Origin of the sequence: Streptomyces sp. NBC_01237, assembly GCF_035917275.1 — a bacterium.
Taxonomy (GTDB): domain Bacteria; phylum Actinomycetota; class Actinomycetes; order Streptomycetales; family Streptomycetaceae; genus Streptomyces.
Map to the genome: position 1 here is coordinate 6,779,408 of NZ_CP108508.1, position 16,100 is coordinate 6,795,507.

General features: G+C 70.9%; 13 protein-coding genes. 10 read left to right on the forward strand and 3 right to left on the reverse strand.

The window, feature by feature from the left end; translation table 11 throughout:
• The first annotated feature begins 230 nt into the window (after positions 1-230).
• Positions 231-923 carry a response regulator transcription factor gene (locus OG251_RS30235; protein WP_326680060.1) on the forward strand — a complete coding sequence of 231 codons (693 nt, stop codon included), beginning with the start codon at positions 231-233 and terminating at the stop codon, positions 921-923.
• A gap of 15 nt (positions 924-938) precedes the next feature.
• The gene (locus OG251_RS30240; RefSeq protein WP_326680061.1) at positions 939-2,333 is read left to right on the forward strand and encodes a sensor histidine kinase; all 1,395 of its coding nucleotides are present in this window, start codon (positions 939-941) and stop codon (positions 2,331-2,333) included.
• Between the two features lie 61 nt (positions 2,334-2,394).
• Here the strand turns inward: OG251_RS30240 and OG251_RS30245 are convergent, their stop codons facing one another.
• A complete protein-coding gene (locus OG251_RS30245; protein WP_326680062.1) occupies positions 2,395-3,393 on the reverse strand; it encodes a TAXI family TRAP transporter solute-binding subunit in 999 nt (332 codons plus the stop codon).
• Between the two features lie 147 nt (positions 3,394-3,540).
• Here OG251_RS30245 and miaB point away from each other — a divergent pair, with 147 nt between their 5' ends.
• Together miaB and OG251_RS30255 are read left to right on the forward strand one after the other, a co-directional pair.
• Positions 3,541-5,055 (forward strand): tRNA (N6-isopentenyl adenosine(37)-C2)-methylthiotransferase MiaB, encoded by a 1,515-nt coding sequence (miaB, locus tag OG251_RS30250; protein WP_326680063.1) that lies wholly within the window; start codon positions 3,541-3,543, stop codon positions 5,053-5,055.
• Between the two features lie 160 nt (positions 5,056-5,215).
• The gene (locus OG251_RS30255; protein ID WP_326680064.1) at positions 5,216-5,956 is read left to right on the forward strand and encodes a class III extradiol dioxygenase subunit B-like domain-containing protein; all 741 of its coding nucleotides are present in this window, start codon (positions 5,216-5,218) and stop codon (positions 5,954-5,956) included.
• Positions 5,957-6,085: 129 nt separating this feature from the next.
• Here OG251_RS30255 and OG251_RS30260 read toward each other — a convergent pair whose 3' ends face one another.
• On the reverse strand, positions 6,086-6,322 hold the full coding sequence (locus tag OG251_RS30260) for an antitoxin (protein ID WP_326680065.1): 237 nt from the start codon (positions 6,320-6,322) through the stop codon (positions 6,086-6,088).
• 156 nt (positions 6,323-6,478) lie between these two features.
• Here OG251_RS30260 and miaA point away from each other — a divergent pair, with 156 nt between their 5' ends.
• From miaA to hflX, 6 genes are all read left to right on the forward strand, one after another.
• Positions 6,479-7,417 (forward strand): tRNA (adenosine(37)-N6)-dimethylallyltransferase MiaA, encoded by a 939-nt coding sequence (miaA, locus tag OG251_RS30265; protein WP_326680066.1) that lies wholly within the window; start codon positions 6,479-6,481, stop codon positions 7,415-7,417.
• 102 nt (positions 7,418-7,519) lie between these two features.
• Positions 7,520-7,957: a hypothetical protein gene (locus OG251_RS30270; protein WP_326681469.1), complete on the forward strand. Its 438-nt coding sequence runs from the start codon at positions 7,520-7,522 to the stop codon at positions 7,955-7,957.
• A gap of 193 nt (positions 7,958-8,150) precedes the next feature.
• A complete protein-coding gene (gene dapF, locus OG251_RS30275; RefSeq protein WP_326680067.1) occupies positions 8,151-9,023 on the forward strand; it encodes a diaminopimelate epimerase in 873 nt (290 codons plus the stop codon).
• Between the two features lie 231 nt (positions 9,024-9,254).
• Positions 9,255-11,417 carry a RelA/SpoT family protein gene (locus OG251_RS30280; protein ID WP_326680068.1) on the forward strand — a complete coding sequence of 721 codons (2,163 nt, stop codon included), beginning with the start codon at positions 9,255-9,257 and terminating at the stop codon, positions 11,415-11,417.
• Between the two features lie 104 nt (positions 11,418-11,521).
• Positions 11,522-12,973, forward strand: coding sequence for a M1 family metallopeptidase (locus tag OG251_RS30285; protein ID WP_326680069.1), 1,452 nt, complete (start codon positions 11,522-11,524; stop codon positions 12,971-12,973).
• Positions 12,974-13,180: 207 nt separating this feature from the next.
• Positions 13,181-14,701 carry a GTPase HflX gene (gene hflX / locus OG251_RS30290; RefSeq protein ID WP_326680070.1) on the forward strand — a complete coding sequence of 507 codons (1,521 nt, stop codon included), beginning with the start codon at positions 13,181-13,183 and terminating at the stop codon, positions 14,699-14,701.
• Positions 14,702-14,859: 158 nt separating this feature from the next.
• On the opposite strand, the gene OG251_RS30295 is transcribed toward hflX, so the two are convergent.
• Positions 14,860-16,032: a trypsin-like serine peptidase gene (locus OG251_RS30295; RefSeq protein ID WP_326680071.1), complete on the reverse strand. Its 1,173-nt coding sequence runs from the start codon at positions 16,030-16,032 to the stop codon at positions 14,860-14,862.
• Between the last annotated feature and the right edge of the window lie 68 nt (positions 16,033-16,100).

Genomic DNA, 16,100 nt, shown 5'->3' on the forward strand with positions numbered 1-16,100 from the left:
CGGGTGCATAACGGAAACCCTGCTGTAACCGGCAGGCCCTTGACTGACGTGCCCGTCATCGGAGTGGATGCCCTGAAGAGATCGGACGTGAAACGCCGCTGAACGGGAAGCCTCACAGAGGCCACGCGGAGTGAAACGCCATGTATCGGTACGTAACAGCACGTAACGCCACGCGACATCAGTAAGTAGCCCGGAGGCCCGCAAGGCCCGGGGAGACGGAAAGGAGGGCCATGAGACTGCTGCTCGTCGAGGACGACGACCACGTCGCGGCGGCCCTGTCCGCCGTGCTCGCCCGGCACGGCTTCCAGGTGGTGCACGCCCGCAACGGCGAGGAGGCCCTGCGCGCCCTGCTGCCCGCGGAGAAGGAGCCCTTCGGGGTCATCCTCCTCGACCTCGGGCTGCCCGACCAGGACGGGTACGAGGTGTGCGGCAAGATCCGCAAGCGGACCGCGACCCCGGTGATCATGGTGACCGCCCGCGCCGACGTGCGCTCGCGCATCCACGGCCTCAACCTCGGCGCCGACGACTATGTCGTCAAGCCCTACGACACCGGTGAGCTGCTGGCCCGTATCCACGCCGTCGCCCGGCGCACCACATCCGGCGAGGACACCGCGCCGACACCCGCCGCCGCCCTGCGGCTCGGACCGGTCCACATCGAGCTGCCGACCCGCCGGGTCAGCGTCGACGGCGAGGAAGTCCAGCTCACCCGAAAGGAGTTCGACCTCCTCGCGCTGCTGGCCCAGCGGCCCGGCGTGGTCTTCCGCCGGGAGCAGATCATCAGCGAGGTGTGGCGCACCAGCTGGGAGGGAACGGGGCGCACACTGGAAGTGCATGTCGCCTCCCTGCGCTCCAAACTGCGGCTGCCCGCACTGATCGAGACCGTGCGGGGCGTCGGCTACCGGCTCGTCTCGCCGTCCGCGTAAGGGCGTACGTTCCCGGTGCGTACCCGCCTGCTTCCGCTGCTCATCGTCCTCATGGCAGCCGTTCTGCTCGCCCTGGGCTTTCCGCTCGCCGTGAGCGTGGCCGCCGCCGAGCAGCAGCGCGTCGTCATCGACCGGATCGATGACACGGCGCGCTTCGCTGCGCTGGCGCAGTTCGTCAGCGAGCCCATCCCCGACAACGACGAACGCAGACGCACCCTCCAGGCGGAGCTGGAGGCGTACGACTCCGTGTACGGGATACGGGTGGGCGTCTTCTTCCGCGACGACAGACCGCTGGCGAAGGCTCCCTCCGACTGGCTCCTGCCCGTCGAGGGGGAGGGGCGTGCGGCGTTCAAGGAAGCACTGCTCGGCCGCCGTTCCCACGATCCGCCCCAGGTCTGGCCGTGGCAGAACGGCCGTGTCGTCGTCGCCTCGCCCGTCGTGCGGGACGGTGACGTCGTCGCCGTCGTCGTGATCGACTCGCCCACCGGTGAGATGAGGTCCCGGACGCTGAACGGCTGGCTGCTGATCGGCCTCGGCGAGGCCCTCGCGATGCTGGTGGCGGTCGGCGCGGCGTTCCGGCTCACGGGCTGGGTGCTGCTGCCCGTAGGGATCCTGGACGCGGCGACCCACGACATCGCCAGCGGCCGCATGCGGTCACGGGTCGCGGCCTCCGGCGGGCCGCCGGAACTCAGGCGCCTGGCCCGCTCGTTCAACGAGATGGCCGACAACGTGGAGGACGTGCTGGAGCAGCAGCGCGCCTTCGTCGCCGACGCCTCGCACCAACTGCGCAACCCACTGGCCGCGCTGCTCCTGCGCATCGAGCTCCTCGCCCTCGAACTCCCCGAGGGGAACGAGGAGATCGCCTCGGTGCGTACGGAGGGCAAGCGCCTGGGCCAGGTCCTCGACGATCTCCTCGACCTCGCGCTGGCCGAGCACACCGAGGCCGACCTCCAGCTCACCGACATCGGCGCGCTCACCGCCGAGCGGGTCGCTTCCTGGCGCCCGCTCGCGGAGGAGAAGGGCGTGATCCTGACACTGGACGGCGCGGCGGCGGTCACCGCCTGGGCCGACCCCATCGCCTTCTCCAGCGCCCTCGACGCCGTGATCGACAACGCCCTGAAGTTCACGCCGCCGGACCAGGACGTACGTGTCACGGTCGCCGCCGAGGCCGACCGGGCCACGGTCGTGGTCGCCGATCGCGGACCGGGGCTCACCGAACAGGAACTGGAACGTATCGGCGACCGCTTCTGGCGCAGCAACCGGCACCAGAACGTCAAGGGGTCGGGCCTGGGGCTGTCCATCTCCCGGGTGCTGCTCGCGGCGGGCGGCGGTTCGATCGCGTACGCCCCGCACGAGCCGCACGGGCTGCGGGTGACCGTGTCGGCGCCACGGAACACTCCGCACAGCTGACCGGGCGGGCCCCCTCGGCGGCCGGACGCTCAGGGCTTGACCGAACGGTGGGGCCGGACGCTCAGGGTTTGACCGAACGGTAGTAGCGCCCGGCCCCTTCGTGCAGCGGGAGCGGGTCGGTGTAGATCGCCGTCCGCAGGTCCACCAGCTGCGCCGCGTGCACCTCGCGCCCGATCCGGTCCCTGCTGTTGATCACGGTCCGGGTGAACGCCTCGGTCATCGCGGGATCCGTACGGTCCGTGGTGACCAGCAGATTGGCGACGGCGACGGTGGGCACGGACTGTCCCTGCTGCGCGTCCAGGTAGGCGTCGGCGGGCATCACGGCCGAGCGGTAGTAGCGGGTGGATCCGCCCGCCGCCTGCAACTGTGCGATCAGCGGATCCTCCAGCGGCACCAGCCGGATGGCGAACCGGTCCGACAGCTCCTGCACCGCACCGGTCGGCAGACCGCCCGACCAGAAGAAGGCGTCGAGCAGACCGTTGGCCAGCCGGGTCGGCATCGTGTCGATGCCGGCCGACACCGGGGTGATCCCGGTCCTCGGATCGATGCCCCCCGCGTTCATCAGCCGGTCGGCGACCAGCCGGACACCGGACCCCTGCTGCCCCACCCCGACGCGTTTGCCCCGCAGGTCGGAGACCTTGCGTATCCCGGAGTCGCGGGGCACGACCAGCTGTATGTAGTCGTCGTACAGCCGCACACAGCCGCGCAGCCGCTGTGCGCCGGGCTTGCCGTCGCGCAGGTAGGTGGCGACGGCGTCAGCGGTGGCGATCGTGAAGTCGGCCTTCCCCGTCGCGACCCGTTCGAGATTCTGCTGCGAGCCCTCGCTGGTCTGCAACCGTACGGACACCTCGGGCATGTCCTTGGCCAGGGCTCCTTCGAGCCGCTCGCCGTACCGCTGGTAGACGCCGCTGTGTACGCCGGTGGAGAAGGTCAGCGAGCCGGTGGGCGTCCTCTCCCCCAGGGGGAGCACCCACCACAGCAGCAGCCCGAGAACGACCGCGACGGCGGCGCCCCCCTGAAGGGTGCGTCGTCGGCCGAATCGGGACAGTGCGTGGAGCATGGCCGCGATCCTGCCAGCTCACACCCGTGGTGGCCAGGCCCGGCCGCCGCCGGGCGGAGGGAGGACACGGGCTCCGCGGAGGGCGGGAGGACAGGGGGGAAGGGGAGGGACGGCGGGAGGCGCGCGACTACCGCCTACCCTTGTCGCATGAGCAGCGGCAACCGGAGCGAAGCAGTGGACGTCAAGAAAAGCTACGAGGTGCGCACCTACGGGTGCCAGATGAACGTTCACGACTCCGAACGGCTGTCGGGTCTCCTGGAGGACGCCGGTTACGTACGCGCGCCCGAGGACGCCGACGGTGATGCCGATGTCGTCGTCTTCAACACCTGTGCGGTACGGGAGAACGCCGACAACAAGCTCTACGGCAACCTCGGCCGCCTCGCCCCGATGAAGACCAAGCGGCCCGGGATGCAGATCGCCGTGGGCGGCTGCCTCGCGCAGAAGGACCGCGACACGATCGTCAAGCGGGCGCCCTGGGTGGACGTCGTCTTCGGTACGCACAACATCGGCAAGCTGCCCGTGCTGCTGGAGCGCGCCCGTATCCAGGAGGAGGCGCAGATCGAGATCGCCGAATCCCTGGAGGCGTTCCCCTCCACGCTCCCCACCCGCCGCGAGTCCGCCTACGCCGCGTGGGTCTCCATCTCCGTGGGCTGCAACAACACCTGCACCTTCTGCATCGTCCCCGCGCTGCGCGGCAAGGAGAAGGACCGTCGCACCGGCGACATCCTGGCCGAGATCGAGGCGCTCGTCGCCGAGGGCGTGTCCGAGATCACCCTGCTCGGCCAGAACGTGAACGCGTACGGTTCCGACATCGGCGACCGCGAGGCGTTCTCCAAGCTGCTGCGCGCGTGCGGACGGATCGAGGGACTGGAGCGCGTCCGCTTCACCTCGCCGCACCCCCGCGACTTCACCGACGACGTCATCGCGGCGATGGCCGAGACCCCGAACGTGATGCCGCAGCTCCACATGCCGATGCAGTCGGGCTCGGACACCGTCCTGAAGGCGATGCGACGCTCCTACCGGCAGGAACGCTTCCTCGGGATCATCGAGAAGGTGCGTGCCGCGATGCCGGACGCCGCCATCTCCACCGACATCATCGTGGGCTTCCCCGGCGAGACCGAGGAGGACTTCCAGCAGACGATGCACGCGGTGCGCGAGGCGCGCTTCGCGAACGCCTTCACCTTCCAGTACTCCAAGCGGCCCGGAACCCCGGCCGCCGACATGGAGGGGCAGATCCCCAAGGAGGTCGTGCAGGAGCGGTACATGCGCCTGTCCGCACTCCAGGAGGAGATCTCCTGGGAGGAGAACAAGAAGCAGGTCGGCCGCACCCTGGAGGTCATGGTCGCCGAGGGGGAGGGGCGCAAGGACGGCGCCACGCACCGCCTCTCCGGCCGTGCCCCCGACAACCGTCTCGTCCACTTCACCAAGCCCTCGCAGGAGGTCCGCCCCGGCGATGTGGTGACCGTGGAGATCACCTACGCCGCCCCGCACCACCTGCTGGCCGAGGGCGCGCCGCTGGGCGTGCGGAGCACACGCGCCGGGGACGCCTGGGAGCGGCGCACCTCGGCGGCGGCCGCCAAGCCCGCCGGTGTGATGCTCGGTCTGCCGGGCATCGGCGTCCCGGCGCCGCTGCCGGCCGCGGCGGCTCCCGGCTGCGGCTGAGACCGCCACCGGGGAGGCCGGGCGGCTCCGGGCCCCGGCTCCCTGCCCCGGTTTCCCCGGCTCCCGGCTTCGGCCTGCGACCCCGCCCCCCGGCTCCGGGCTCCCGGCGTCGGCTGACGGCGCACCAGGAGCCGGGGCGCCCCGCAGTACGCTGATCGGCATGCTTGTCGCCGCTGCCGTGTGCCCCTGCCCGCCTCTCCTCGTGCCCGAGGTCGCTGCCGGAGCCGCACCCGAGCTCGATGCCGCGAGGACCGCGTGCCTCGACGCTCTGGGCGTGCTCGCCGCCTCCCGGCCCGATCTGCTCGTGGTGGTCGGTCCCGCCGAGCAGGAGTCCCGTGGAGCGCATCCCGCAGGCGCCACCGGGTCCTTCGGAGGGTTCGGGGTCGACCTCGAAGTGCGCCTGGGCGCGGGGCCTTCGCCCGGTCGCGCGGCCGGGGAGACTCCGGTCGCGCCGGCCCGGCCGCTGCCGACCTCGCTCGCCGTGGGCGCGTGGCTGCTGGACCGGGCGCGATGGGCCGACGCCCCGGTCGAGGGACTCGGCGTGGGTGAGCCCCTCGACGGCGACCGCTGCGCGCGGGCGGGGCGGGAGCTGGCCGCCGGGGCCGAGCGCGTCGCGCTCCTGGTGATGGGTGACGGCAGTGCCTGCCGCACGCTGAAGGCGCCGGGATATCTGGACGAGCGGGCCATGGACTTCGACGCGCGGGCGACCCGTGCCCTGGGGTCCGCGGATCTCGCCGCGCTCCGGGGGCTCGACGAGTCCCTCGCGTACGAACTGAAGGTGGCGGGCCGCGCGCCGTGGCAGGTACTCGCGGGCGCCGCCGAGGGGGCGGGCCTGGGCGGGCAACTGCTGTACGAGGACGCCCCGTACGGCGTGGGCTACACCGTCGCCGCCTGGTCGTGAAACGGCCGGGCCGGTGGGTGGCCGTGCCCCCTGCCGGACCGGCGGGGAACGAGCGCACACGCAGGACGGCCGTGGAGCGATGAGCTCCACGGCCGTCCTGCGCGTGATCACGGCGACATCAGGTCCGGATCAGGTAGTGGGCGGCCTACCACCCTCGTCCTTGTGGCCCAGACGGTCCACGGCGTCCTTCGCCTTCTGCGTACCGGACACGATCTTGTCGCTGTACTTGCCCTTGGTCTTCTGATCCACCGTGCGTGCGGCCTTGTCCAGGCCCTGTTCGATCTTGCCCCCGTGCTGATGCGCGAGGTCGCCGACCTTGTCCTTGGCCGGCGCCAGTTTGGCCTTCAGGTTGTCCAGGAAACCCATGGGGCACCTTCCGTGCAGAGGGGACTGTGTACGAGCGCTCTCTCCCACCCCATTGTCCGTTACCGCCGATTTTACTCGGCGGGGTGGGCGGTCGCGCTGCTCCGATGGCCGTTCGGCACGTTCGGGAAGAGGCCGGAGATTTGCGAGACTGTGCCGGTGACAAGTCCCGCTTCAGCCCCCCGCGTCATCACGGTCGTCGGCCCCACCGCAGCCGGAAAGTCTGATCTGGGCGTATTTCTTGCCCAGCAGCTCGACGGCGAAGTGGTCAACGCCGACTCCATGCAGCTCTACCGCGGGATGGATATCGGCACCGCCAAACTGACGCTCCCCGAGCGCGGCGGTGTGGTGCACCGGCTGCTGGACATCTGGGACGTGACCGAGGCCGCCAGCGTCGCCGAGTACCAGCGGCTGGCCAGGCTGGAGATCGACCGGCTGCTCGCCGAAGGCCGTACCCCCGTCCTCGTCGGCGGCTCCGGCCTCTATGTGAAGGGCGCCATCGACGCCCTGGAGTTCCCCGGTACGGACCCCGAGGTGCGGGCCCGGCTGGAGCGGGAACTGGCCGGCAGCGGCCCCGGCGCACTGCACGCACGGCTCGCCGTCGCCGACCCGGACGCCGCCCGCGCCATCCTGCCCAGCAACGGACGCCGCATCGTCCGCGCCCTCGAAGTCATCGAGATCACCGGCAAGCCCTTCACCGCGAATCTCCCCGGGGACGAGGCGGTCTACGACGCCGTGCAGATCGGCGTCGATGTCGGCCGCCCCGAACTGGACGAGCGCATCGCCCTGCGGGTCGACCGGATGTGGGAGGCCGGCCTCGTGGACGAGGTGCGCGCCCTGGAGGCCGAAGGACTGCGGGAGGGGCTCACCGCCTCCCGCGCGCTCGGCTACCAGCAGGTGCTGGCGGCCCTCGCGGGGGAGTGCACCGCGGACGAGGCGCGAGCCGAGACGGTGCGCGCCACCAAACGCTTCGCGCGCCGTCAGGACTCCTGGTTTCGCCGCGACCCGCGTGTGCAATGGCTCAGTGGCACGGAGGACCAGCGCCGGGAACTCCCGCACCGGGCGCTGACGTTGGTCGAACGAGCGGTTACAGCCTGATCACGTGATGGCATCGGGAAGCTCCGGCCGTCATTTCGGCACCCGTGATCGTGCCATCATCGAGCATCGATCGACCAGTCCGAGTTGGGAGGGCGCGTGGCGATGGAGGCCGGCCCTCGCGACACAGAACAAGACGCACCGGATACGGGGCACACGACGGGCGGCCTGAGCCCCGACGGGCCCGACGAGCACGTCACCCCCGAGGTGGAGGTCGAGCTCCGCCCGGCGCGCCGACTGCGTATCTGGCAGCTCGCACCGATCGTCATGCTGGCCGCGATCGGCTCCCTGATGTTCGCCTTCCCGCTCGCCTTCGAGTTCGGCGGCGGCGGCGCGGTCGTCGCCATGCTGGGACTTCTGATCAGCTGCTGCGCGGCCGGCTGGGGCATGATGGCGGCCCGCCGCGTCGGCCACACCTGGCCCGGCCTGCCCGCCAGGGGCACCGGAGAGCGTCCCGACTGGCGCGTGATCGCCCTGTACGTCGCCGTCTGCGCCGGACTGGTCGCCCTGGCCGTCTGGCGCGTGGCCCGCCTCCGGTCCTGAGAGCCGGTCGGCGGCCGACGCACGACCGGCCGTCCCCCTGCTCTCCTGCCGGACGCTTCCCGGCACCGGCACCGGCACCGGCACCAGCACCGGGCAACCGGCCCCAGCACCGGCACCCGATCGGCAATGCGTAGCGGCTCCACCCCCGGATCCGGGTTCGCGGGCCGTCGGCGCGGCCTCGTACAGTTGCCCTGTGAGCACCTCGCAGATCGCCTTCCTCAAGGGTCACGGCACCGAGAACGACTTCGTGATCGTCCCCGACCCGGACAACGCCATCGACCTGCCCGCAGCCGTCGTCGCCCGGCTCTGCGACCGCCGGGCCGGTATCGGCGGCGACGGTCTGCTGCATGTCGTACGGTCCGCCGCGCACCCCGAGGCGCTGGCCATGGCGGCCGAGGCCGAGTGGTTCATGGACTACCGCAACGCGGACGGCTCGATCGCCGAGATGTGCGGCAACGGAGTCCGCGTCTTCGCCGCACATCTGCGGCGCGCCGGGCTCGTGGAGGAGGGCGACCTCACCGTCGCGACCCGTGGCGGAGTCAAGCGGGTCCACCTCGCCAAGGGCGGCGACATCACGGTCTCCATGGGACGCGCCCTGCTTCCGGACGAGGGCGTCACGGTCACCCTCGACGGACGCGGCTGGCCGGCCCGCAACGTCAACATGGGCAACCCGCACGCGGTCGCGTTCGTCGACGACCTGGCGCACGCCGGTGAACTGCGCTCCGCGCCACCGTTCAGCCCGGCGGGGGTCTACCCCGACGGGGTCAACGTCGAGTTCGTCGTGGACCGGGGCCCCGGCCATGTCGCGATGCGCGTCCACGAGCGGGGCTCGGGCGAGACCCGCTCCTGCGGCACCGGCGCCTGTGCCGTCGCGGTCGCCACCGCCCGCCGCGACGGCCTGGACCCCGCGCGGACCGGCCTCCCCGTCACGTACCGGGTGGATCTGCCCGGCGGCACGCTGGTGATCACCGAGAACCCGGACGGCGGGATCGAGATGACCGGCCCCGCCGTGATCGTCGCCGAAGGCTTCATCGATCCGGTCTGGCTCGAAACGGCCATCGGTTAGGACACCGTCGCGGTGCCCTCCGGGTGCCCGGCGGGATCTTCCCTTGAGCTGCTCGTCCGGGCGTACGACGGGACCTCACGGACACGCCGGGAACTTCGCTCGAATGGGTGATCCGTTTCACGCTGGGCGAGAGCCGGACTGTGCCACGTGGTGGGGTCGGTAGCATCAAGCACCGGCCCGGAGGCGCATCCGCCTCTCCCCACCGCCGGTCGACGTTGCCGGAGGTGCCCCATGAGTGCAGAGGCCGCCAATCCAGGTGCTCCCCTTCGCAAACGGGGTCGTCCCCGGATCGATCTGCGCAGACTCGGACGTGTGGCACTGCTCGGGCCGGCCTCCCGCGACCGGCTGTCCGACGCCATCGGGCATGTCGCCGAGGCCCACCGCGCCCACCATCCGGACGCCGACCTCTCCATCCTGCACAAGGCCTATGTCCTGGCGGAGTCGTCGCACCGGGGACAGATGCGCAAGAGCGGCGAGCCCTACATCACCCACCCGCTCGCGGTGACACTGATCCTCGCCGAACTCGGCGCGGAGACCACCACGCTGACCGCCTCCCTCCTCCACGACACCGTGGAGGACACCGAGGTGACACTCGATCAGGTGGGCGAGCAGTTCGGTGAAGAGGTCCGCTACCTCGTCGACGGCGTCACCAAACTCGAAAAGGTCGACTACGGGGCGGCCGCCGAACCCGAGACCTTCCGCAAGATGCTCGTCGCCACCGGCAACGACGTCCGGGTCATGTCGATCAAACTCGCCGACCGGCTGCACAACATGCGCACGCTCGGGGTGATGAGACCCGAGAAACAGGCCAGGATCGCCAAGGTCACCCGCGACGTGCTCATCCCGCTCGCCGAACGTCTCGGCGTACAGGCGCTCAAGACCGAACTCGAAGACCTCGTGTTCGCGATCCTGAACCCCGAGGAGTACGCGCACACCCTGGCCGTGATCGCCACCGCGGGCGGCAAGGACGACCTGCTCGGCACCATGGCCGACAGCGTCAGGACCACGCTGCGGGAGGCCGACATCACCGCCGAAGTCCTGATCAGACCGCGTCACCTGGTCTCCCTGCACCGCGCCGGGACCAAACGCGGCGAACTGCGGGGCACCGACTTCGGGCGGCTGCTCGTCCTGGTCACCGAGGACGCCGACTGCTACGCCGTCCTCGGTGAACTGCACACGTGTTTCACCCCGGTGATCTCCGAGTTCAAGGACTTCATCGCGGCCCCCAAGTTCAACCTCTACCAGTCGCTCCACACCGCAGTCGTCGGCCCGGACGGAGCGGTCGCCGAAGTCCTCATCCGCACGCACCGGATGCACAAGGTCGCCGAGGCGGGCGTCGTCGCACTCGGCAATCCGTACACCCAGGACAACGCGACCCCACCGCAGCAGGCCGAACCGGCCGACGGCGAGCGCGCAGACCCGACCCGGCCGGGCTGGCTCTCCCGGCTCCTCGACTGGCAGGAGTCCGCCCCGGACCCCGACACCTTCTGGACGACCCTGCGCGCCGACCTCGCCCAGGACGGCGAGATCACGGTGTTCCGCACCGACGGAGGGACGCTCGGACTCCCCGCCGGAGCCACCTGCGTCGACGCCGCCTACGCGCAGTACGGCGAAGAGGCCCACGGCTGTATCGGGGCCCGCGTCAACGGCCGCCTCGCCACCCTCAGCACCGTCCTCGGCGACGGCGACACCGTACAGCCGCTGCTCACCGAGGACACCGCGTCCGGCCCCTCGCCCGACTGGCTCGACCACGCCCGCACCCCGGCCGCCCGGATCGCCATCACCGGCTGGCTCGACGCTCATCCGGACGACGAACGGACCCCGGACGCCGCACGTCCGGAAGGGCCGGGACCGCAGCCCGCGGACCCCGCGACCGGCACCCCGGAGGGCGCGCCGACGGGGCGCACCAGGACGGACGCCCGTAGGGCCGGTGTCGTGCTGGACCGGCCGGGCGGACCCGTACGCCTGGCCGGCTGCTGCACCCCGGTGCCGCCCGACGCCATCGTCGGGTTCCTGGTACGCGGCGGCGCCGTCACCGTGCACCGCCAGGAGTGCCCCGCCGTGGCCCATATGCGGGAGATCGGCCGCGCGCCGGTGGCGGCCGGCTGGGACGAGAGCGGTGACTGGAGGGACGCCTCGGAATGCCGGGTCACCCTGATCGCCGAGTCCTTCGGCCGGCCCCGGCTGCTCGCCGACCTCACCGAGGCGATCGCGACGGCCGACGCGGCGATCGTCTCCGCCACCGTCGAACCCCCCAGTGAGCAGCGGGTCCGGCACACCTACACCCTCCAGCTCCCGGATGCCGCGGGTCTTCCCGCCCTCATGCGAGCCATGCGCGATGTCGCCGGGGTGTACGACGTGAGCCGCGCCCAGCAGCCGGCCCCCGCAGGCTGACCGGAGACGCCCCGCCGGTTCCGGCCCTCGACCGGCCGACCTCGTTCGGGTGGTGCGGCGCGCGCCGTACCCGCGCGACCGGCGGTCGCTGGTAGCCGTAGTCCATGCCGCTCACCTCCCGCCGACTGCGCGCCGCCCTGCTGGCCACCGCGTCGGTCACCCTCGTTGCCGCCACCCTTCCCGCGCCCGTGCCGCTCGGCATCGGCGACCGGCTCTTTCCCGAGCTCGGCAACCCCGGCTACGACGTCCTGTCGTACGACATCGCGTTCACCTACCACGGCAGCAACACCCGACCCCTGGACGCCGTCACCAGGATCAGGGCACGGACCACCGCGCCACTGGAGCGGATCAACCTCGACTTCACGCACGGCACCGTGCGCGGTGTCGAGGTCAACGGTCTGGCCTCCGACTTCGGTACGAAGGACGAGGACCTGGTCGTCCGGGCACCGGGACGTCTCCCGGCCGGAGTGCCCCTGAACATCACGGTCCGGCACACCAGTGATCCCACCGGCGACCAGAACAACGGCGGCTGGGTCCGTACCTCCGACGGCCTCGCCATGGCCAATCAGGCCGACGCCGCACACCGCGTCTTCCCGGGCAATGACCACCCCGCCGACAAGGCGTACTTCACGTTCCGGATCACCGCCCCGGAGAAACTGACCGCGGTCGCGAACGGTCTGCCCGCCGGCCGCACCCGGCACGGCGCCACCACGACGTGGACGTACCGGACCGAGCACCCCATGGCCACCGAACTGGCCCAGGTCTCCATCGGCCGGTCCACCGTCCTGCGGCGCACCGGCCCCGACGGCCTTCCGGTACGTGACGTGGTGCCGGCGGCGGACCGCGCGAAGCTGGAACCCTGGCTGAGCAAGACCCCGGACCAGCTGGCCTGGATGGAGCGGCAGGTCGGCGCCTACCCCTTCGAGACGTACGGAGTGCTGATCGCCGACGCCGAGACGGGGTTCGAGCTGGAGACCCAGACGCTCTCCCTCTTCGAGCGGTCACTGTTCACCGAACCCGCCTACCCGGAGTGGTACGTCGACTCGGTCATGGTCCACGAGCTCGCCCACCAGTGGTTCGGCGACAGCGTCTCGCCGGGGTCCTGGTCCGATCTGTGGCTGAACGAGGGACACGCGAGCTGGTACGAGGCCCGCTACGCGGAGGAGCACGCCGAGCAGCCGCTGGAGCGGCGCATGCGGGAGGCGTACACCCGGTCCGACGCCTGGCGGGCGGCCGGCGGGCCCCCGGCACATCCGGACGCCCCGGCTCCGGGGCAGAAGATCAGCCTGTTCCGGCCAGTGGTGTACGACGGCAGCGCACTCGTCCTCTACGCGCTGCGCCAGGAGATCGGCACCGCCGCCTTCGACCGGCTGGAGCGGACCTGGGTGCACAAGTACCGGGACGAGTCGGCGACCACGGCGGACTTCACCGAACTGGCGTCCAGGGTGGCCGGACGCGATCTGGGCGCGTTCTTCGAGGCCTGGCTGTACGGGAAGAAGACGCCCCCGATGCCCGGACACCCGGACTGGCGCAGCCGGAAGCCGGCCGCGCGGTGAGCCGCGCACGGGAGTCGGTACGGGGGTCGGCACAGGCCCCGGAACGGGGTCCGGAACGGCGGAAACCCGAGTGACGGGCCCGGCAGGGCCGTGCCACTATCAACAGGTCGGCACCGCGGCCGCGCCGGGAATCCCGTCAGCGGGAATCATCCGAGCACGTCACGCGTTGTGACTGACGTAACGCACATCTATCGACGTAAGGATCCAATGACCTCCTCTTCTTCCCTTCCCCAGGACGCGCAGGACGCGCAGAGCGCCACGGAGAATGCCACCGAGAGCCTCAACGAAAGCCTTCGGGCCGACGCCCTGATGGAAGAGGACGTCGCCTGGAGCCACGAGATCGACGGCGCGCGGGACGGCGACCAGCTGGACCGCTCCGAGCGGGCCGCGCTGCGGCGCGTGGCGGGCCTCTCCACCGAGCTCGAGGACGTCACCGAAGTCGAGTACCGACAGCTGCGCCTGGAGCGCGTGGTGCTGGTCGGTGTCTGGACCTCGGGGACCGTGCACGACGCGGAGATCTCGCTCGCGGAGCTGGCCGCGCTCGCCGAGACGGCAGGTGCCCAGGTACTGGACGCCGTCTATCAGCGGCGCGACAAGCCGGACCCGGCCACGTACATCGGTTCGGGCAAGGCGCTGGAGCTGCGCGACATCGTTCTGGAGACCGGGGCCGACACCGTCGTGTGCGACGGTGAGCTGAGCCCCGGCCAGTTGATCCACCTGGAAGACGTCGTCAAGGTGAAGGTGGTCGACCGTACCGCCCTGATCCTCGACATCTTCGCTCAGCACGCCAAGTCCCGCGAGGGCAAGGCGCAGGTCTCACTGGCACAGATGCAGTACATGCTGCCGCGTCTGCGCGGCTGGGGTCAGTCGCTCTCCCGTCAGATGGGCGGCGGCGGTTCCAGCGGCGGTGGCGGCATGGCCACCCGTGGTCCCGGTGAGACCAAGATCGAGACGGACCGGCGCCGGATCCGCGAGAAGATGGCGAAGATGCGCCGGGAGATCGCGGAGATGAAGACCGGCCGCGAGATCAAGCGGCAGGAGCGCAAGCGCAACAAGGTGCCTTCGGTGGCGATCGCCGGATACACCAACGCGGGCAAGTCCTCGCTGCTCAACCGGCTGACCGGTGCGGGTGTCCTCGTGGAGAACGCCCTGTTCGCCACGCTGGACCCGACCGTGCGCCGGGCCGAGACGCCGAGCGGCCGCATCTACACCCTGGCCGACACCGTCGGGTTCGTACGGCACCTGCCGCACCACCTCGTCGAGGCGTTCCGCTCCACCATGGAGGAGGTCGGCGATTCCGATCTGATCCTGCATATCGTGGACGGCTCCCATCCGGTTCCGGAGGAGCAGCTCGCCGCGGTACGCGAGGTGATTCGTGACGTGGGCGCGGTCAACGTGCGGGAGATCGTCGTCATCAACAAGGCCGACGCCGCGGACCCCCTGGTCCTTCAGCGTCTGCTGCGCATCGAGAAGCACGCGATCGCCGTGTCGGCGCGGACCGGCGCCGGGATCGAGGAGCTGCTCGCACTCATCGACACCGAGCTGCCGCGGCCGTCCGTCGAGCTCGACGCGCTCGTTCCCTACACCCAGGGCGGCCTTGTCTCCCGGGTGCACGCCGAGGGCGAGGTGATCTCCGAGGAGCACACGGCGGAGGGCACACTCCTCAAGGCGCGGGTGCACGAGGAGCTGGCCGCCGAACTGGCGGTGTTCGTTCTCGCCGCGCACTGACGCCGCACACCCGCGGTACAGCCGTACGGACAGAAGGCCCGTTCCCGGGAGACCTCATGGCCTCCCGGGAACGGGCCTTCCGGCGTGCCGGGCCCGCGACCACCGAGCGGTCCGGCTGTCGCCGCCCTCGCCCCGCGGCCAGGGACCCGGTGCCGTGACTACCGACCGGCGAACTTGTCGCTCATCATCGTGAAGATGCCCTTCGCGCCCTCACCGAGCCGGGGACCGGCCAGCCAGCCCGAAGTGACCGGTCCGATGGATGTGTTGGACACCAGCGTCGACTTGCCGTCGGGCCCCTCGATGAACCAGCCGCCGCCGGAGGAGCCGCCGGTCATCGTGCAGCCGATGCGGTACATCGTCGGAGTCCCGGGGCTGATGGAGAGCCGGCCCGGACGGTCGACGCACTGGTGCATGAGCAGACCGTTGTAGGGCGGCCCCGCGGGGTAGCCCCAGGCGCCCATGCCGCTGATCTGCTGGATCCCAGGAGCGTCGAAGGTGACCGGGAGGGCATTGCCCACGGTCTCCTCCAGCGACTTCGTACCGTTCTGCGGCTTCACATGCAGCACGGCGTAGTCGTACGGAGCGCCCTCGCCGCCCGTCGGACCGCCGTCGGCGATCCATTCGCCGGAGGACGCGGCCCAGTCCGCCCAGTACGTGCCGTAGGGGGCGACCTCCTGAGGCTGGGCGTTCCGCAGTGCTGCCGCCGATTTGCCCTGGTCGTTGTACGAGGGCACAAAGACGATGTTGCGGTACCAGCCGCCGTTCGCACCGGCGTGAACACAGTGTCCGGCCGTCCAGACGAGGTTGGACCTGCCGGGATTCCTCGGGTCCTTGACGACGGTGCCCGAGCAGACCATGGAGCCTTCGGGCGAGTCGAAGAAGACCTTGCCGACCGGGGCCGCGTACTGGTGGTAGGGCAGCTTCTCCGGCTCGGCCCGGACCGGTGCCGGTTCCGGATCGCTGACGCCCTGGTCGCCGGTCAGGTCACCGGCCGCCATCGTCTTGGCCGGTTCCTCGGCCGACGTCATCCGTTCGGGCTTCCACAGTCCGTCGATGACCGGATTGACGAAGTCCTTGGCCTCGCGCAGCCATGTGTCCTTGTTCCAGTTCCTCCACTCGCCGTTCTTCCACTTCTCCGGGTCGACACCGTGCTTCTTGAGTGTGTCGCCGAGACCGTCGGGAAGGCCGCCGTCGGAGCCCTTCTCGCCGGCCGAACCGGCTGTGGCCGAACTGCCTGCCGCGCCGTCCTCGTCGGGGCCGCAGGCCGTGGCCGTCAGCGCGAGTGCCGCGACGAGGCCGGTCGCGGCCAGCAGCGGACGTATCGATCGCATGGAAAGGAATCCCCCTGAGTACATTACAAATTGCCATGGACGCGTCACATGGAAGGAATGGTCCACCC